This window comes from Mesorhizobium sp. M1406, assembly GCF_040317555.1.
Lineage (GTDB): Bacteria > Pseudomonadota > Alphaproteobacteria > Rhizobiales > Rhizobiaceae > Mesorhizobium.
Window position 1 is genome coordinate 407,141 of sequence record NZ_JAMYKW010000001.1, and the last position, 17,908, is coordinate 425,048.

General features: G+C 63.4%; 17 protein-coding genes and 1 pseudogene. 10 read left to right on the forward strand and 8 right to left on the reverse strand.

All coding sequences use genetic code 11. From position 1 onward, the window contains the following. The first annotated feature begins 93 nt into the window (after positions 1-93). The 3 genes from NKH03_RS02065 (at position 94) to NKH03_RS02075 (ending at position 1,751) form a co-directional block, all read left to right on the forward strand. The gene (locus tag NKH03_RS02065; RefSeq protein ID WP_352966889.1) at positions 94-735 is read left to right on the forward strand and encodes a hypothetical protein; all 642 of its coding nucleotides are present in this window, start codon (positions 94-96) and stop codon (positions 733-735) included. 20 nt (positions 736-755) lie between these two features. Further along, positions 756-1,298: a hypoxanthine phosphoribosyltransferase gene (gene hpt / locus NKH03_RS02070; protein ID WP_352966890.1), complete on the forward strand. Its 543-nt coding sequence runs from the start codon at positions 756-758 to the stop codon at positions 1,296-1,298. A gap of 75 nt (positions 1,299-1,373) precedes the next feature. Then, positions 1,374-1,751 (forward strand): response regulator, encoded by a 378-nt coding sequence (locus tag NKH03_RS02075; protein WP_352966892.1) that lies wholly within the window; start codon positions 1,374-1,376, stop codon positions 1,749-1,751. Here NKH03_RS02075 and NKH03_RS02080 read toward each other — a convergent pair whose 3' ends face one another. After that, complete coding sequence (locus NKH03_RS02080; protein ID WP_352878943.1) at positions 1,752-2,699, reverse strand: DMT family transporter; 948 nt, start codon at positions 2,697-2,699, stop codon at positions 1,752-1,754. Between the two features lie 223 nt (positions 2,700-2,922). On the opposite strand from NKH03_RS02080, the gene NKH03_RS02085 reads away from it, so the two are divergent. Then, entirely contained in the window at positions 2,923-3,804 is an 882-nt protein-coding gene (locus tag NKH03_RS02085) for a LysR family transcriptional regulator (protein ID WP_352966893.1), read from the forward strand. Here the strand turns inward: NKH03_RS02085 and NKH03_RS02090 are convergent. The 3 genes and pseudogenes from NKH03_RS02090 to NKH03_RS02100 form a co-directional block, all read right to left on the reverse strand. Next, positions 3,783-4,096 (reverse strand): annotated as a pseudogene (locus tag NKH03_RS02090) (glyoxalase superfamily protein). The gene NKH03_RS02085 and the pseudogene NKH03_RS02090 sit on opposite strands and share 22 nt — an antisense overlap. Before the next feature lie 116 nt (positions 4,097-4,212). Continuing rightward, positions 4,213-6,801 (reverse strand): TIGR02302 family protein, encoded by a 2,589-nt coding sequence (locus tag NKH03_RS02095; protein WP_352966897.1) that lies wholly within the window; start codon positions 6,799-6,801, stop codon positions 4,213-4,215. A 219-nt stretch (positions 6,802-7,020) separates the two neighbouring features. Beyond that, on the reverse strand, positions 7,021-7,962 hold the full coding sequence (locus NKH03_RS02100; RefSeq protein ID WP_352867908.1) for a threonine/serine dehydratase: 942 nt from the start codon (positions 7,960-7,962) through the stop codon (positions 7,021-7,023). Positions 7,963-8,012: 50 nt separating this feature from the next. Between NKH03_RS02100 and NKH03_RS02105 the strand changes: the two genes are divergently transcribed. Next, positions 8,013-8,315, forward strand: coding sequence for an ArsR/SmtB family transcription factor (locus NKH03_RS02105; protein WP_352659115.1), 303 nt, complete (start codon positions 8,013-8,015; stop codon positions 8,313-8,315). 32 nt (positions 8,316-8,347) lie between these two features. Here NKH03_RS02105 and lysA read toward each other — a convergent pair whose 3' ends face one another. The 3 genes from lysA to argH form a co-directional block, all read right to left on the reverse strand. Beyond that, complete coding sequence (gene lysA / locus NKH03_RS02110) at positions 8,348-9,616, reverse strand: diaminopimelate decarboxylase (RefSeq protein ID WP_352867905.1); 1,269 nt, start codon at positions 9,614-9,616, stop codon at positions 8,348-8,350. A 72-nt stretch (positions 9,617-9,688) separates the two neighbouring features. Continuing rightward, positions 9,689-9,895 (reverse strand): lipoprotein, encoded by a 207-nt coding sequence (locus tag NKH03_RS02115; protein WP_352878959.1) that lies wholly within the window; start codon positions 9,893-9,895, stop codon positions 9,689-9,691. Between the two features lie 117 nt (positions 9,896-10,012). Further along, positions 10,013-11,413: an argininosuccinate lyase gene (argH, locus tag NKH03_RS02120; protein ID WP_352867899.1), complete on the reverse strand. Its 1,401-nt coding sequence runs from the start codon at positions 11,411-11,413 to the stop codon at positions 10,013-10,015. A gap of 34 nt (positions 11,414-11,447) precedes the next feature. Between argH and tlpA the strand changes: the two genes are divergently transcribed. After that, positions 11,448-12,137 carry a thiol:disulfide interchange protein TlpA gene (tlpA, locus tag NKH03_RS02125; RefSeq protein ID WP_352867897.1) on the forward strand — a complete coding sequence of 230 codons (690 nt, stop codon included), beginning with the start codon at positions 11,448-11,450 and terminating at the stop codon, positions 12,135-12,137. A gap of 64 nt (positions 12,138-12,201) precedes the next feature. Here tlpA and NKH03_RS02130 read toward each other — a convergent pair whose 3' ends face one another. Further along, entirely contained in the window at positions 12,202-13,242 is a 1,041-nt protein-coding gene (locus tag NKH03_RS02130; RefSeq protein WP_352966899.1) for an endonuclease/exonuclease/phosphatase family protein, read from the reverse strand. Positions 13,243-13,486: 244 nt separating this feature from the next. On the opposite strand from NKH03_RS02130, the gene NKH03_RS02135 reads away from it, so the two are divergent. The 4 genes from NKH03_RS02135 (at position 13,487) to NKH03_RS02150 (ending at position 17,876) form a co-directional block, all read left to right on the forward strand. Continuing rightward, complete coding sequence (locus tag NKH03_RS02135) at positions 13,487-14,839, forward strand: extracellular solute-binding protein (protein ID WP_352867890.1); 1,353 nt, start codon at positions 13,487-13,489, stop codon at positions 14,837-14,839. 111 nt (positions 14,840-14,950) lie between these two features. After that, positions 14,951-15,835: a carbohydrate ABC transporter permease gene (locus NKH03_RS02140; RefSeq protein ID WP_352867887.1), complete on the forward strand. Its 885-nt coding sequence runs from the start codon at positions 14,951-14,953 to the stop codon at positions 15,833-15,835. Positions 15,836-15,842: 7 nt separating this feature from the next. Further along, positions 15,843-16,757 (forward strand): ABC transporter permease subunit, encoded by a 915-nt coding sequence (locus NKH03_RS02145; RefSeq protein ID WP_352878974.1) that lies wholly within the window; start codon positions 15,843-15,845, stop codon positions 16,755-16,757. Positions 16,758-16,775: 18 nt separating this feature from the next. Continuing rightward, a complete protein-coding gene (locus tag NKH03_RS02150) occupies positions 16,776-17,876 on the forward strand; it encodes a sn-glycerol-3-phosphate import ATP-binding protein UgpC (RefSeq protein WP_352966901.1) in 1,101 nt (366 codons plus the stop codon). Positions 17,877-17,908: the final 32 nt, after the last annotated feature.

The window sequence follows — 17,908 nt, forward strand, 5'->3', positions numbered from 1 at the left end:
TTCGTCACGAGGGCTCCGGTGGGGAAGCGTTAACCATTTGTGTTTACGCAAAAAGAAACGAAAAGCGAACACGTTCTGCAATGCTGGGGCCATATGGCTGACGATCGAACCGCGCGCCCGGTTTCCGGCGAAATCATGACCGATCCGGCGGCAATTGCCGTAGCGGACCGGTTCATGCGTGGTTCGGCTGCCGACATCGTCGATGCCGACTATGTGGTGATGCCGCGTCTTGTCCCTGTCGTGGAAAGCGTTTTGCCGCTGCCGCGTGTGATCGTCACACCGGCCATCGAGGGCATGGACATGCTGCGCAAGCCCGAGGCCCCGGCGGAGCGGCCGCCGGCCTCGCGCGGCGGGCCGATCTTCTGGGTCGCCGGCCTAGGGGCCGCCCTTGCCGCCTTCTGGGTCTCCGGTGGGCATGCGCTGGTGCGCCAGGCGCCGTTCCTGTCCGGCGCGCAGGCGTCGGCGCTCAGCATTTCAGGCGTCACGTCTCGCATCGACGCGTCGGGGCCGAACCCCGCGCTGTTCGTCGGTGGCGAGGCCGCCAATGATGGTGCGAAACCGGTGCGGCTGCCGCCGCTCGAAATTCGGGTGACGAGCAATGACGGGCGTACAACCCGCTATACGTTGGGGACATCCGGCCGCGCGCTGGCGCCGCGCGAAAGATTCGGCTTTGCCAGCCGGCTCGACGTGCCTAAGAACGGCGTAAGAACCGTTTTAGTCACTTTCGCTCAATAGGCGACTATCGAGGAACACCAATGCCAATCGTACGCGGCAAGGACATCGAAGTCCTGTTTTCAGCATCGGCGATCGCCCGGCGCAACCTTGAGCTCGCCAAGGAGATCGCCGGCCACGACTATCACGATCTGCTGGTGATTTCGGTGCTGAAGGGCTCGTTCATCTTCGCCGCTGACCTTATCCGCGCCATGCACGATGTCGGCCTGTCGCCGGAGGTCGAGTTCATCTTCATCTCCAGCTATGGCGCTGGCACCACCAGCGGCGAGGTGAAGGTGCTGCGCGACATCGACAATGAGGTCGCCGGCCGCGACGTGCTGTTGATCGACGACATTCTCGAATCGGGCAAGACGCTGAGCTTCACCCGCGACCTGATGCTGTCGAGGGGCGCCAAGAGCTGTTCCGTCGCCGTGCTGCTCGACAAGCGCATGCGCCGCCAGACCGCGCTCAATGCCGACCATGTCGGCTTCGACTGCCCCGACTATTTCGTCGTCGGCTACGGCATGGATGTCGCGCACGCTTTTCGCGAACTGCCGTTTGTCGGCGTCGTGAAAGGGGACGCGTGAGCGACTTCAAAAAAGGTTTGTTGATCCTCCGCGCTTTCAGAAAAAGTCAACTTTTCAGCGCCAAGTATGCCGGTCATGGCAAAGCTTCTGATCGTCGAGGACGATGAGTCCGTACGCACCCTGGCCGCCCGCGCGCTTGAACGCGCCGGGCATACAATCGATATCGCGGCGGACGGCGCGCAAGGGCTTTCGCTGATCCAGGCCGCGCGTGGCGGCTACGATCTCGTCGTCTCCGACATCCGCATGCCGGAGATGGACGGCATCGAGATGGCGATCGCGGCGGCAGCGCTCTTTCCGGCGATGAAGATCATGCTGATGACCGGCTATGCCGACCAGCGCGAACGCGCCGAGGAATTGAACGGCATCATCCTCGATGTCGTGCAGAAGCCCTTTACGCTGGCAGAAATTCGCTCGCGCGTCGAACGGGCTCTGGCTCTGATCTGCTTCGCCTGATCAGGCGGGATCGGCAGCAGTGAGCGCGGGTGGAGCGCTCTTGCGCCGTTCGGTGTTGAGCGCCAGCAGGCCGGCGCCGATTATGAGGGCCGCTCCGATCACGGTCGTCGATCGCGGCACTTCGGCGAAGAACAGGAAACCCCACAGCGGCGACCACAGAATGCCGGTGTATTCGAAGGTGGCAACGCGGTTGGCCGGCGCCATCCGGTAGGCCTGCGACAGCAGGATCATGCCGGCGGAAGCGACGAAACCGCAGGCCGCCATCTTGAGAAAATCCGGCAGGGTCGGCCAAAGCCAGGGCCGCACCAGGAATTCCAGGCTCGGGTGGGCGGCGTGGGTGATGCCGGCCAGGTGAAACGCGCCGGCAACCACGGCGGCGCCTACCAGATAGGCGCCGTTCTGATAGAAGGCCATGACGGTGGACGATTCGGTATCGCCGATCTTGCGGGCCATCAACTGCGAAAAACCGTAGAGCGCCGCCGAGCCCAGCGACAGCAGTGCCGCCCAGTCGAACAGCCCAGCGCCCGGGCGCAGCATCACAAGGACGCCGAACAGCCCGATCAGCACGGTTGCCATCGTTTGCCAGGAGACGCGCTCGCCAAGATACGGCCCGGCCAGCGCCATGATGAACAGCGGCGCCATGAAGTAGAGCGCCACCGCGTCTGCGAGCGGCAAAGCGGCGATGGCGAGATAGTACATCGTATAGGAGGTGAACTGGATGAAGGCGCGCATCGTCAGCATGCCGAATCGCTTCGACAGGATCGCCGGCAGGCCGACATCGGCATGGACCAGAACAATCAGGATCGGCAAGGCGACGATCGATCGGATCGCCATCACCTCGGTCACCGGATAACCGCCCGACACGGCTTTGACGAGCGGGTCCTGCAACGAGAAGACCAGCACGCCGAGACACAGGCTCAGGATGCCGCGCACCATCCGGTTCCGCATGACGATTCCAGGCTCCAGTACCGCGACCGCAAGCACGCTTGCCGCAAGCTAAAAAGAACCCGCCACCGTTTCGGGCAGCGGGCACGAGTGAGGACTCTTGATTGGTCCGCGGCTGATTTCGCAGCCGCATATCCAATGGGAGTGGCCACTATCATCCTGCGTTTGACATGTTGCAAACGAATTGGGATGATACCAGCGATCAAATTTCCTTATGGCGGATTTCATGCGACCGACCCTCGACAGCGACCTCCTGCGCACCTTCGTCGCGATTGCCGAGACCGGCAATTTCACCAAGGCGGCGGAGCAGGCCGGCCGCACCCAGTCGGCGGTGTCGATGCAGATGAAGAAGCTCGAAGAGCTGATCGGCGACAGCCTGTTCGAGCGCGGCTCGCGCGGCGTCGCGCTGACGCGGCGCGGCGGCGAACTCATCGTCAATGCCCGCCGCATCGTCTCGCTGCTCGACGAGACGGCGGCGTCGATGGCGGCGGCGCCGCTTGGCGGGCCGGTGCGCATCGGCATTCCGGAGGAGTATGGCCACGCCATCCTGTCGCGCGCGCTCGGCGCCTTTTCGAAGCGCCACACGCAGGTCGAGGTCACCGTGCGCTATGCGCATTCGGGGGCACAGATAGCGGCGCTTGCTGCGGGCGAACTCGATCTGTGCGTGGTGTTCGAATGGCAGGATCCTGCGGGCGGCGAAGTGCTGATGCACGATCCTACCGTGTGGGTGACGTCGACCCTGCATCACATGCATGAGGAACAGCCGGTGCCGATCGCGCTCTACAACCGGGCCGGCTGGTGCAAGGACTTCGCCATCAAATCACTGGAGCAGCGCGGTCTTGCCTATCGTGTCGCCTATACCAGCGACACCACCGGCGGCCTCAAGCTCGCCGTCACCTCCGGACTGGCGATCGCGCCGATTTCGCGCAGCAACATCCCAAGCGGCTGTCGCGAACTGACGGCCGCGGACGGGTTCGGCGACATCGATTCCTCGAATGTGGTGATGCACCGCAACCCCAATGCCTCAGGTGAGGCGATCGACGGCATGCAGGAGGCAATCCGCGAGGCGTTCGTCAACAGGCTGAATCAGCCGGCGGCATCCTCGTAGAAATGCAGGCGGTTGCCGAACGGGTCGGCGACCGATACCTCGCGGGTCTTCCACGGCGTTTTCTTCCAGGCCGGGCCTGGCGAAGCGGTATTTCTTGCCGATCAATTCGCCATGCAGCGCCGCGATATCCCCGACCCTTATGCGCACGGCAACGCCGAGGCACCGTCGCCGCGTTGTCGTCAAAGCTATGCCCCCACCGCACTTCGAAGCCGAGGAAGCCGACGTTGAATTCACGCGCCTTGGCAATATCGAAGATGCGCAGGATAGGGGTGACAGCGCCAAGTTTAGGCATGGTGCTGCAACCGTCCGGGAGGGTTTTCGGGTGTGGTCGAGGCGGGGCCGCAATCCCTTTGTTGTTTTATCGCAATTCCGGACGGAAAACCGCTTCACACTTTTCCTGGAATTGCTCTATTTCAGCTCGAGCAGCCGTTCCAGATAGCTGCGTTCGATGTCGGGACTCAGCGCGTTGCCGAGCCGCTTGCGGATCGCTTCCAGAATCTGACGGGCGCGCTGCACATCGATCTCGTCGGGCACCTTCACCGAATCGCCGAAATCGGGCCCCTGGCTGGCGCGTGGCCGGCCGAGCGGGTCACGATCGGCATTCTGCTGGCGGCCGCCTTGTTCGCTGCCGCCCTGGTCGCCCTGCATGGCCTGCATCTGCTTCATCATGTCCTTGGCGCCCTTGCGCAGCGCTTCCAGCGCCCGGCCCTGATGGCCGACGGCCTCATCGCCTTCGCCCTCGCCGAGCGCCTGTTCGGCATTGCCCATAGATTTGCCGGCCTCGCCAAATCCTTCATTGGGCTCCATGCCCATGCCCTCGAGCCCCTTCTTCAACTGCTCGAGGTCGCTTTTCAGCTGGCCCTGGCCTTGCTGCAACTGCTTCAGCGCATCGGCGAATTCCTGCGGCGTCATCGGCTTCGGCTGGCCGCCCTCGTTCGGCTTGCCGTTTTCGCCTGATTGACCTTGTTGCTCGTCCTGGCCGAGCTGTTCGTCGCGGTTCTGTCCGCGCTGGCGTTCGCCGCGCTGCATCTGGTCCATGCGGAAGGTGTCGTTCATCATCTCCTGCTGGCGGCGCAGGATATCGCCGAGCTTATCCATCTGCTGGCGCATCTCGCTATCCTGCTGGCCGCCTTGCTGCTGACGGCCGGCCTGCAGATTGTTCATCATGTCCTGCAGTTGCGACAGCAATTGCTGCGCCTTGTCGCGGTCGCCCGACTTCGCCAGATTCTCGATCTGATCCATCATGCGGTCGATATCGCTTTGGCGCAGTTCCTGGCCATTCTGCTGCATCTGCGGGGCGCTGGGATTCTGCTTGGCGCGCTCCGCGAATTCCTGCAGGAACTGGTTCATCGCCTCGCGCAGTTCCTTCATCGCCTTTTCGATTTCGGCGTCGCTGGCGCCATTCTTGATGGCGTCCTGCAATGCCTGCTGTGCCTGGCGCAGCCGCTTTTCCGCGGCCGAGAGATTGCCTTCCTCAATGCCGAGCGCGATTTCCCAGAGATAGGAGACCTCGCTGCGCAATTGATCGTCGCTGTCGGCCATCTTCAACCGGCTGCGGGCGCTCATGATGGCGAGGTAGTGGGACATGTTGTCGAACGTGTCTTCCGGCCGCAGCGTAATGGCGTCCATCAGGTCGAGCACGCGCGGCTTGGCATTGGCGTCGAGCGCGAGCAGGCGGCGCTGCTCGATCACGGCTCGCGCCAGCGGATTGGCGAACGGCCGCTCCGGCATCATCAGCGTCTTGGTTTCGCTTGATGCGGTGTGCCCGGCATCGTCGGTGGCAACCAGCGTCAGCTTGATGTTGCTGCCGGCCCAGACATGCTCGGTCAGGTCCTTGGAGGTCTTGGCCGCATTCGACTTGCCGCCGCGTCGCGGCAGCGAAAGCGGCATTTCAGGCGGACCATAGAGCGGATGCGCATTCGGTGCCTGCGGATCGGCGAGCGTGAACACCGTCTTGGCGGTGGCGGCGCCATAGTCGTCGTCGATCTGGTAGTTGAGTTCGAAGGCGCCGTTGGCCGCCCGCTTCGGCTCGCCAACGAAGCGGATCCGCGGCGGCTTGTCGGTTATGACCGCAAAGGCCCAGCGGCCGAGCTGATCCTCGCCCGACGTCAGCGTCAGCGTGCCGTCGCCGGTCAGCTTGCCGGTGAACTGGCGTATCTTGGACGGCGTCGCCGGGCTTGCCGCTGGCTTGGCCGTGGCGGCCTGCGGACCGGCCGGGTCGATGGCGCGGGAATTGCCACTCTTGTCGGCGTAGGCAAGCGTTTCCTCGCCCGAACCGCCGGTTACGCGCAACGACACATCGCTGCCTTCGGGAACGGTGAAGGTCGGCGTCGCCTGGTTGGCGTCGGCGGTCAGGAAGATCGGTGGCTTGCCGGTGTAGGCCGGTGGCGTCACCCAGGCGTCGATGCGCGGCGGCACGGTATCCTGCGCGCCACGGGCATTGAACCCGTCGCTGACCCTGCCGCCCGTCGGCCCGAAGGAGAAGGCGAAGGCGGTAACGAGCAAAAGTGCCGCCACCGCGCGCAGCCCCCAGGGGTCGCGCTCCGGCACCCGTGTGCGCGGCAGGTCGGCGCCGAGGCTGTCGAGCTTTCCGGCCATGCGCTTCTGGTGCTCGCGCCAGAGCGCTTGCGAGAAGCTGCTTTCCCTGCCGCTAGGCCGGTCGGTCTGCACCAGCACCGGGCTGTGCAGCAATTGATTGGCCGCCTCGATGCGGCGGTCGATTTCGGCGGCACCCGGCAAGTGGAAGAAGCGCAGGGGATAGAGCGCGGCCAGCGCCGCGATGGCGAAGGCGGCGACAAGGCCGATGCGCGCCATATCCGGCAGCCGGGAGAAGAGGCCGAGCCAGGAGACGCTGAGGAACAGGCTGGCGACGATGACGAGCGGAAGCAGCAACGGCCAGCCACGCTCGACCATAATCGAGACCCGCGTCGCCAGCCGGCTCAAGGCTAGGCGCCCGGCCAGGCCGGGATCGCTGCTGAAGGTGGGTCGTCGCGTCATCGGCCCTTCCTCGAGCCCTATTCCATCCGAAAGAACCGGGACGGGGCTCTGTCTCCTTGAGCATGATCTGTTCCGAAAACCGGATTCCACTTTTCGGGGATCATGCTGTGGGCGGGCAGGATAGCCCAAGCCTCACGACTCGAAGAATACCAGCAAACACGGCAAAGGCGAGGCGGTTTGGAAAAACGTGAAGGCCGCTATTATAGTTCCATGCTGCAGTCAGAAGGTTGCGGGGTTCGCATTTGCCCCGCAGACCAGCACGGCGACGCGTTCGCCCGGCGCTGGCGAATAGCGGCCGGACAGGATCGCGGCAAAGGCGGCGGCGCCACCCGGCTCGGAAATGATGCGAACCCGGTTCCACAACGCCTTTTGCGCGGCGATGATGTCGTCGTCGCTGACCAGGATCGAGCGTTCGACAAAGGCCTCGGCGATCGGGAACATCATCTCGCCGACACGCTTTGGCGCCAGCGAATCGGCGGCGATGCCCTCGGCCGGCGCATCGACGGGGTGTCCGGCCTCAAAGGCGCGGTAAAGCGTTGGTGCCCCTTCCGGCTCGACGGCGATGATGCGGATGCGGCCGGCAAACCAGGCAGCGATGCCGCCGATCAGGCCGCCGCCGCCGACGGCGACCAGCAATGTGTCGATCTCAGGCAAATCGCTCTCGATTTCCAGCCCAAGCGTGCCCTGGCCGATCAGCGTCTCCTGCTGGTTGAAGGCATGGATCTGCAAGGCGCCGGTTTCCTCGGCGAACCGTTCGCTGGCGGCCAGTGCCTCGGCATAGCGGGCGCCGCCGACGATCAGATCGGCGCCGTAGGAGCGGATCCGCTCGAGCTTGGCCGGCGGGCTCACTTCGGGCACGAAAATGGTCGCCTTGTGGCCAAGCCGCATGGCGGCATAGGCGACGGCAGCACCATGGTTGCCGCCCGACGCGGCGACGACACCGGCCTCGGGAACCGGCCGTTCCAGGAGATTGGTGAAGGCGCCGCGCGCCTTGAACGAGCCGGAATGCTGCAGGCATTCGAGCTTCAGGTCGATCGCCAGCGGCGGCCGGTCGAAGTCGGCCATGTCGACGCGCAGCACCGGTGTGTGGCGCACATAGGGACGGATGCGCGGTTCCATCGCGGCAATGCGCTCGCGTGTGACAGTGTTGCCGTTCGTCATCGACGTCTCCTCGGGATTGACAGTAATTAGTAACTTGGCAAAATGGCTAAATGCAAGAGGTCGATGTCTTCAAGGCGATTGCCAACGAACGCAGGCTGCAGATACTCGACTGGCTGAAGGATCCGCGCGCGCATTTCCCACCCCAGGCGGATGGCGATCTGGTCGAGGACGGCGTCTGCGCGCTGCTGATCGCCGAGAAGCTCGGCATCACACAGGCGACGCTCAGCGAGCATATGCGCGTGCTCACCCAAGCCGGCTTGTTGCGTGCCAGGCGCATCAAGCAATGGACATTCTATCGCCGCGACGAGGATAGGATCGCCGAAACAAGGGCGCTCATCCAGAACCGGCTATAGCGCTACCGTCGGCGTTCGAGACGATGTGGCCTCTATGCGAGCCAATCGGGTACGGAATCCAGCCCGATCAGGTCGTCATAGGACAGGCGCGGACGCACGACGTGGAAGCGGTCCCCGTCGACCAGAACTTCCGGCACCAGCAGGCGAGTGTTGTAGGTGCCTGCCTGCACCGCGCCATAGGCGCCGGCGGTGAAGACGGCAATCAGGTCGCCGGACTTCAGCCTGGGCAGATCGCGGTCGAGGCCGATATAATCGCCGGTCTCGCAGACCGGGCCGACAACGTCGACCATCATGCGCGGCGCGTCGGCCGGCGGCTGCACGACCGGACGGATGTCGTGGAAAGCATCGTAGAGCGTCGGTCGGATGAGATCGTTCATGGCGGCGTCGACGACCAGGAAGTTCTTGGCGTCGCCTTCCTTCACGAAGATCACTTCCGAGACGAGGATCCCGGCATTGCCTGATATCAGCCGGCCCGGCTCGAACATCACCTTCAATCCGAGCTTGCCGACATGCTTCCTGACGATCTGGGCATAAGCATCGGGGAGGGGCGGCGGATTGTTGTCGATGCGGTAGGGAATGCCGAGGCCTCCGCCGAGATCGATATGCTCGATGACATGGCCGTCAGTTCGCAACGCGCCGACCAGATCGACAAGCAGGGCGAAGGCGTCGTCGAAAGGCTGCAGCTCGGTGATCTGGCTGCCGATATGGGTGTCGATGCCGGTGATCTTGATGCCGGGAAGCTTTGCCGCGCGGGCATAGACCTGACGCGCCTTTTGCCACGGAACGCCGAACTTGTTCTCGGCCTTGCCGGTGGAAATCTTCTTGTGGGTCCTGGCGTCGACATCGGGATTGATGCGCAGCGAGATCGGCGCCACCTTGCCGAGCGCCACGGCTCGCGCCGACAGGAGCTCGAGTTCAGGCTCGGATTCAACGTTGAAACAGAGGATGCCGGCGGCAAGGGCAAAGTCCATTTCCCGTGCGGTCTTGCCGACGCCCGAAAACAGGATCTTGCTTGCCGGGATGCCGGCGGCCAGCGCCCGGCGCAACTCCCCTTCCGAAACCACGTCGGCGCCGGCACCGAGCTTCGCCAGCGTCCGCAGAACGGCTTGGTTGGAATTGGCCTTCATGGCGTAGCAGACCAGCGTTTCGAGCCCGGCAAAGGCCTGCGCGAACACCCGGTAGTGCCTGGTCAACGTGGCCGTCGAATAGCAGTAGAACGGCGTGCCGACCTGCGCGGCGATATCGGGGATCGCCACGTCCTCGGCATGGAGCACGCCGTCGCGGTAGTCGAAATGGTTCACGAGAGTGGTTCCGGAAGTTGGAGCACGATGAGATCGGGTTTAGAAGGACCAAAACCCAGTCGCATGGCTGCTCTAGATCAGCGGGTCGAGGATGAACTTCTTGTCCTCGACCGGTTTTTCCGGCTCCGGCGGTACTGGCTGGTGCGCCTTCGAGGCATCCTTGCGCGCTTGCACGGCTGCCTCATAGGGCGTGTCGAGACCGCCCCTCCTGCCGCAGGCCGAAACGGCCGCGATCGCCGCCAGAAGCGTCAGAGTCACCAAAATCCTGCTTCCGGTCATCGATCCATCCGTCCGAAACGTTTGCCAGCCGCCGCTTTTAGCCGAGTTCTCGGCGTATTGCACCCCGGATATTGCTGGTCGCAATATCAGGGATATTGCTGGTCGCAGCAGCCGGAATCACGCTTTCGCCAGTCGCTTTTTCCAGGTGCGGATCTGTTTCCTCACTTCCGACGGCGCGGTGCCGCCGAAACTGGTGCGGCTCTTGACCGAGTTCTGCACCGCCAGCACCGAAAATATGTCCGCCGTGATGGCGGGATCGATCGACTGCAGATCCTCCAGCGAAAGCTTCTCCAGCCCGACCTTCTTCTCTTCGGCCAGAGCCACCGCCCGGCCGGTGACATGATGCGCCTCGCGGAACGGCAGGCCGAGCGTGCGCACCAGCCAGTCGGCAAGATCGGTCGCTGTCGCGTGACCCGCGCCGGCGGCCTTCTTCATCGCGGCCGCGTTGACCGTCATGTCCGAAACCATGCCGGTCATCGCGGCCAGCATCAGGTCCAGCGTCTCGGCGGCATCGAACACCGATTCCTTGTCTTCCTGCATGTCCTTGCCATAGGTCAAAGGCATCCCTTTCATCACCGTCAGCAGGCCGACCAGATGGCCGGTGACGCGGCCTGTCTTGCCGCGCACCAATTCGGCCGCATCTGGGTTCTTCTTCTGCGGCATGATCGAGGAGCCGGTGGAAAACGAGTCCGACAGCCTGACGAAGCCGAACTGCGGCGTCGACCAGATGATGATCTCCTCGGCCAGTCGCGACAGATGCGTGGCGCAGATCGCCGCCATGCCGAGGAACTCCAGCGCGAAATCGCGGTCCGAAACGCTGTCGAGCGAATTGCGCATCGGCTCACGGAAGCCGAGCGCCTTGGCGGTCCGGTGGCGGTCGATCGGGAAACTGGTGCCGGCGAGGGCCGCGGCACCGAGCGGGCTTTCGTCCATCCGCTCGATTGCATCGCGCGCACGCGACAGGTCGCGCGAAAACATTTCGACATAGGCCATGCAGTGATGGCCGAAGGTCACCGGTTGGGCCGCCTGCATATGGGTAAAGCCCGGCATCACCGTCGCCGCATGCTCCTCGGCCCGCTCCAGCAGTGCCTTGATCAGCCCTTTCAACGCCTCGGCGACACGAAAGCACTCATCCTTGACCCACAGTCTCAAGTCGACCGCCACCTGATCGTTGCGCGAGCGGGCGGTGTGCAGCCGGCCGGCCGCCGGACCGATCAGGTCGGCAAGGCGCGCCTCGATATTCATGTGGATGTCTTCCAGCCGGGTCGAGAACTCGAAGCTGCCGGCCTCGATCTCTTTCAGGATCGTGTTCAGCCCGTGAGCGATTTTTTCTTGATCGGCCGCCGAAATAATGCCCGTTTGCGCCAGCATCTCGCTATGGGCGATCGAGCCTTTGATGTCCTGCGCATAGAGTTTGCGGTCGAAGGAGATCGACGCGTTGATCGCTTCCATGATCGCGGCCGGACCCGAGGCAAAACGTCCGCCCCACATCTGGTTGCTGGTTTTCTTGTCGCTCATGGCTATAACCCGTGCTTCGGAGCAGTTTGAGAAAATGGCAGACGGCAATAGATTCTTCCCGGCCTCGCGCCTGATCCTCGCCGCCTTGGTGGCGGGCGCGCTGGCCGGCGCGGTCGCGGTATATGTCAGCGAGAGCCGGTCTGGCAACAATGCACCGGCACAAGCTGTCGTCGGCGACAGCAAGGACGATGTCGCCTGCGCCGCCAAGAGCGATCGCGCCAAGAAGGTCGCGGCCTCGGCCACCGGTCAGGTCGCTGCACTGTTGCCGGCCGATCCGCCGCAATCCTTGAAAAGCCTCGCCTTTAACGGTCCGGACGGCAAGCTGATGACGCTTGCCGACCATGCCGGCAAGACGGTGCTGCTTAATTTGTGGGCGACATGGTGCGCGCCGTGCCGCGCCGAAATGCCGGCGCTTGATGCGCTGCAGAAGGAAATGGGCAGCGATGCCTTTCAGGTGGTCGCCGTCAATGTCGATGCCGGCGACGATGTGAAGCCGAAGAAATTCCTCAGCGATACCGGCGTCACGACGCTCGGCTATTACCGGGATTCGACGATGGCGCTGTTCAATGACCTTAAGAAGCGCGGCCTGGCGCTCGGCCTTCCCGTCACCATGCTGATCGACGGCGAGGGCTGCCTGCTCGCCCATATGAACGGCCCGGCCGAATGGTCGGGACCGGACGCCAGGAGACTGGTCGAGACGGCGCTCAAGCCCGAAAGCTTCTAGCGTCGGGTTTTTCCGGAGAAGGGCGACTGACTACTTCTCTGGTGTAGCCGGCTGGCCGCGCTAGTCAGGCGATGCGAACCGTCACGACAATTGCTTCATGATCGGAGCTCGGGCTGCCGTCCGCCAGCACAGCCGGAAGGACGGCGGGGGCTGTTGCGACAAGGCCGCGCGTGAAGAACCAGTCGATGTGGCCGGTCGGGGTAGGATCGCCGAACTCGCGCCGCTGCGTGGGCAGGTCGAGCCTGTTGGCGGCCTTCCAGTCGTAACCGCGCCCGGCGAAGACCGCGAACAGCGGTTCATGGCGTTCGACATCGATCAGCCGATCAGGCTCGGCCGCGATGCGCGCCGCCCAGGCGTCGGGATCGTCGTGGCGGTTCTCATGGCTCGATGTCAGCGTGTTGAAGTCGCCGCCGAGCAGCACCGGCGCCTCTGGATCATATCTGTCGATGGCATCGAGAAGATGGCTGACCTGGATGGCCCGGCCGGCGGGATCGGTGCGGTTTTCCAGATGCACCGAGACGATCGTCACCCTGCGGTCGCCGATCTGCACTTGGCCACCGATGGCCATGCGCCCGCCGATTCGCGGCTGGCCCCGCTCCGGCCGGAACCAGCCGCCAGCCGCGTCGAGGCGGACCAGGAAAGGGCGAAGCAGCGGGATGGCGCTGGTCACGGCATTGCCGTGGAAGCCTTCCGTATTCTGGACGGCGCCGGTTGCAGCCTGCTCAGTCTCATTGCCGCCGCCGAGCTCGACGAATTCGACGCCATAGGCGAAGGCATGACCGAGACGGTCGGCAAGGGCGCGCAAGGGATGGCCGTTGCCTGAGCGCGCCATGCCTTCGTCGACCTCGGACAGCAGCACGACATCCGGTGACTGGTCGGCAAGCGTTGCCGCGATGGCATCGCCATGGCGCAGCCGTTCGACGTTCCAGGCCACGACGGTGAGCGTTTCGCCCGTGCCTTCGCGTGAAGCCTTACCGCCGATCTCGATCTGGCCAAGTGCCGGTGTGGCGCCGGCCAAACGAAGATGGGTGGCGCTATCACGGGGACCGTCGCGCATGGCCTGGCGCTCGGCGAGTGGAACATGTGTCAGCTGTGGCACCAGCATTTCATTCATCCCTTTAGCCGGATAATCATGACTGCTCTTCAGGTCTTTACGTCCTTGACAGCCGCCCTAGCTACCTAGAGCGCCAGCATGACATTTTCATGCCGGCGCAACCGCTGGAGGGAGGAGAGACAGGCTGTCCACAGGCCTGAGGGGCCACAGCAGAACTGTCACATACCTTCTCTAAGAGAGCGGGCAAGGACTTGCGCAAGACCCTTGTCAACAGCCACTCAAGAGGGAAGAAATCATGACCATCATCAAGCGGGGCTTTGCCGCCCTTGCCGTAGGCGCGCTCAGCATCGCGCTTGCCATGCCCGCCGTCGCAGAGCCGGTGAAATTCGATTTCTGGTTCGGCCTTTCGGGCGACCTTGCCCGCGTCGTCGACACTCTGTGCAAGAACTTCAACGCCTCGCAGGCCGACTATGAAGTCGTCTGCACCAGCCAGGGCAACTACGACGCCACGCTGCAGAACACGATCGCCGCCTTCCGCGCCGGCAAGCAGCCGGCCGTCGTCCAGGTCTATGATGTCGGCACTGCCACCATGATGCTGTCGGGCGCCTACAAGCCGGCCGACAAGCTGATGGAAGAAAACGGCTACAAGATCGACTACGCCGACTATTTCCCCGGCATCGCCCGCTACTACGCGACCTCGAAGGGCGAGATGCTGTCCTTCCCGTTCAATTCCTCGACCGCGCTGATGTACTGGAACAAGGACGCCTTCGCCAAGATTGGCAAGACCGAAGCGCCGAAGACCTGGGAAGACGTTGGCACCGATCTTCAGGCAATGAAGGACGCCGGCTATGAATGCCCGATGGCGATCAATATCTCGGCCAACGAAAGCTGGCAGCTGATGGAGCAGTTCTCGGCCATCCACAATCAGCCGATCGCCACCAGGAACAATGGCTATGACGGCCTCGACGCGCGTCTGGAAGTCAACAAGACCAAGTTCGTCCAATACGTGACCGACCTAAGGAAGTGGTATGATGCCGGCCTGATCAAGATCAAGTCGAAGGACCTCGGCCAGGACATGGTCCAGGCCTTCGCCTCCGGCACCTGCCAGGTCATCATGACTTCGGTCGGCGACCACGGCACGGTCGGCAAGACGCAGAAGGCAGGCATGAACTGGGATGTCGCCGAATTGCCCGTCTATGCCGGCACCGAGCGCAAGAATTCACTCGTCGGCGGCGCTTCGCTTTGGGTTCTCTCCGGCAAGTCGGATGCCGAATACAAGGGCGCGGCCGCGTTCCTCAACTTCATCCATGACCCCAAGACCGCCCTGTTCTGGTCGACCAACACCGGCTACATCCCGGTGACCAAGTCGGGCTTCGACTACATGAAGTCCACCGGCTTCTACGACAAGGCGCCCTACAAGGGCCGCGAAGTCGCGATCGCCAGCCTGACCGCGTCCGAGCCGACCGAAATCACCCGCGGCGTGCGGCTGGGCAATTTCACCCAGATCCGCGCCGAGTTCGGCACCCAGATGCAGGCGATCTTCGCCAACAAGGTCAGTGTCCAGGAAGGCCTCGACACGCTGGTCAAGAATGGCGACGCCATCCTCGACCGCTTCCAGCAGACCTATCCGGGCAAGACCCTGCCCTGACCCACAGGCGATTTTCAGGCCGCCCGTCGAGCCTCATGCTTGAGTCGACGGGCGGGTGTTTCGCGTATCTAATGCACACGTGACTGGCCGTTGAGCGGCATCGGCGGACCGATGGAAAAACGCGTTACCTTTGGCAGCTGGACGATCGGCATCCTTTTCGCGGTGCCTCAGCTCCTCTTGATCTTCACCTTCTTCTACTGGCCCGCCGGTCAGGCCGTGTACTGGTCGCTGACGCTGCAGCAGCCTTGGGGCGGCGGCAACATCTGGGTCGGGCTCGACAATTTCCGCTCGATCCTCTCCAATACCGACTACTGGAACTCGATCATCGCCAGTGTTGTCTTTGCCGCCGTCAGCACCGGGCTTGCGATGTTCATTGGCCTCGTGCTGGCCGCCTTGACCGATCGGCAACTTGCCGGATCGCGTTTCTATCGCGTGGTGCTGATCTGGCCTTACGGCATCGCGGCGCCGGCGCTGGCAATGGCGTTCCGCTTCATCCTTGCGCCGGAAGCCGGCTTCATGGCCGTCGTCAACCAGGTCTGGCCCGGCTTCTGGGATCCCGGCCTTGACGGCACAGATGCCATGGCCTCGATCATCATCGCCTTTTCCTGGAAGTATGTCGGCTACAACTTCATCTTCTTCCTCGCCGCGTTCCAGGCCATTCCGCGTTCGCTGATAGAGGCAGCCGCAATGGACGGCTCCGGCGTCGTCAGGCGCTTCTGTGACATCCAGTTCCCGCTGATCACGCCGACGATCTTCTTCCTGCTGGTCATCAACATCACCGAGAGCTTCCAGGATTCCTTCGGCATCGTTGACATCATGACCGCCGGCGGCCCTGCGAACGCCACCAATCTGATGGTCTACAAGATCTATTCCGACGGCTTCAAAGGCCTCGATTATTCGGGCGCCGCCGCGCAGAGCATCATCCTGATGGTGCTCATCGTCGTGCTGACCATTTTCCAGTTCCGCTTCATCGAGCGGCGCGTGCACTACAGGTGATGCCGATATGGTAGAGCGCACCCCCTTCCTCAATTTCTTCACGCATCTGATCCTGTTCATCGGCTTCGTCTTGTGCGTCGCGCCGTTCGTGATCGTCGCCATCGCGGCGTCGCACAATCTCAGGGATGTCAACGACGTACCGATGTCGCTGCTGCCGGGCAGCGACTTCTGGCTGAACATCAAGACGGCCTGGACGACGGCCGACCTCGGCCCCAAGCTTCTGAACAGTTTCATCATGGCCGTCGGCGTCGCGGCGGGCAAAGTGATCATATCGGCGCTCACCGCCTTCTCGATCGTCTATTTCCGCTATCCCGGCCGCACCTTCATATTCTGGCTGATCTTCGTGACGCTGATGCTGCCGCTGGAAGTGCGCATCGTGCCGACCTACGCGGTCGTCGCCAATGTGCTGTCGCCCTATCAGACCATCCTCGACCTGACCGGAATCAGCTGGCTGATCGAGAAGGTATCGGGCGTCCAGGTTTCGCTCAACCTCGGCCTTCTCAATTCCTATACCGGCCTGATCCTGCCGCTGGTCGCGACCGCCACCGGGACCTTCCTGTACCGGCAGTTCTTCCTCACCGTTCCGGATGAACTGACCGAGGCCGCGCGCATGGACGGCGCCGGCGCGCTGCGTTTCTTCATCGACATCCTGCTGCCGCTGTCGCGCAACAACATGGCCGCGCTTGGGACCATCATGTTCCTGTGGGCGTGGAACCAGTATCTGTGGCCGTTGCTGATCACCACCGACCAGTCGCATGCGACGGCGGTCACGGAACTCAAGCAGCTCATCCCCAATGTCGGCGGCATTCCGGAATGGAACATCGCCATGGCCGGAACGCTTATCGTCATGTTGCCGCCGCTGATCGTTGTCGTGGCCATGCAGCGCTGGTTCGTGCGCGGCCTGATCGCCACCGAAAAGTGACCTGAAAGGAGACGAAAGATGGCCTCCATCACCATTCGCGACGTCAAGAAAAGCTACGCCAAAATGCAGGTCGTGCATGGCGTCGACCTCGACATCGCATCGGGCGAATTCGTCGTCATCCTCGGGCCATCAGGCTGCGGAAAGTCCACGCTGCTTCGGATGATCGCGGGACTGGAGGACATATCCGGCGGCGAGATCGCTATCGATGACACCGTGGTCAACAATTTGGAGCCGCGTGAGCGCGGCTGCGCCATGGTGTTCCAGAACTACGCGCTCTATCCGCATATGAGCGTAGCGCAGAACATCGGCTATTCGCTCAAGGTCGCGGGCGTTGCCGCCGCCGAGCGCCAGCTGCGCATCCAGGCGGTCGCCCGCACGCTGGAGCTCGAACATCTGCTCGACCGCAAGCCGATGGCGTTGTCCGGCGGCCAGAGGCAGCGCGTCGCCATGGGCCGGGCGATGATCCGCGAGCCCAAGGTTTTTCTCTTTGACGAACCGCTGTCCAATCTTGACGCGAAACTGCGCGTCCAGATGCGCTCGGAGATACGCAAGCTGCATCGCCGGCTGAAAGCGACGTCTGTCTTCGTAACCCATGACCAGGTCGAGGCGATGACGCTTGCCGACCGGCTGGTGGTGATGAATGGCGGGCGCGTCGAACAGGTCGGCACGCCAGCCCAGATCTACAGCCGTCCGGCCAGCCGTTTCGTCGCCACCTTCGTCGGTGCGCCGGCCATGAACATTCTTGAAGGCACGGTGGACCTCGACGGGGTCTCGCTGCTCGCCGGCAGCCGGCATCTTGCCGTTCCGCGCGCCGGCCTGGCGGTCGGCACGCAGGTGGCGGTCGGTATCCGGCCGGAAGCCGTGCGGCTGGTGGCGCCGGGCACCGCAGGCGCGCTCAATGCGACCGTCGACCTGGTCGAGGAACTGGGCGCGGGCCGCGTCATCTATGTCGATCTAGACGGCGCGCCGTTTTCCGTCATGACCTCGGAGGCCGTCCACCCGGAACCCGGCAGCGCGGTGGGTCTGCGGTTTTCGCCCGACGATCTGCATTTCTTCTCGTCGGATGCGGGAACCCGTCTCGAGGTCTTCAAGGCTTCGGTGCCGGAACCGGCACTTTGATTTCTAAAGCCATTGTCGCCGATGACGGGACC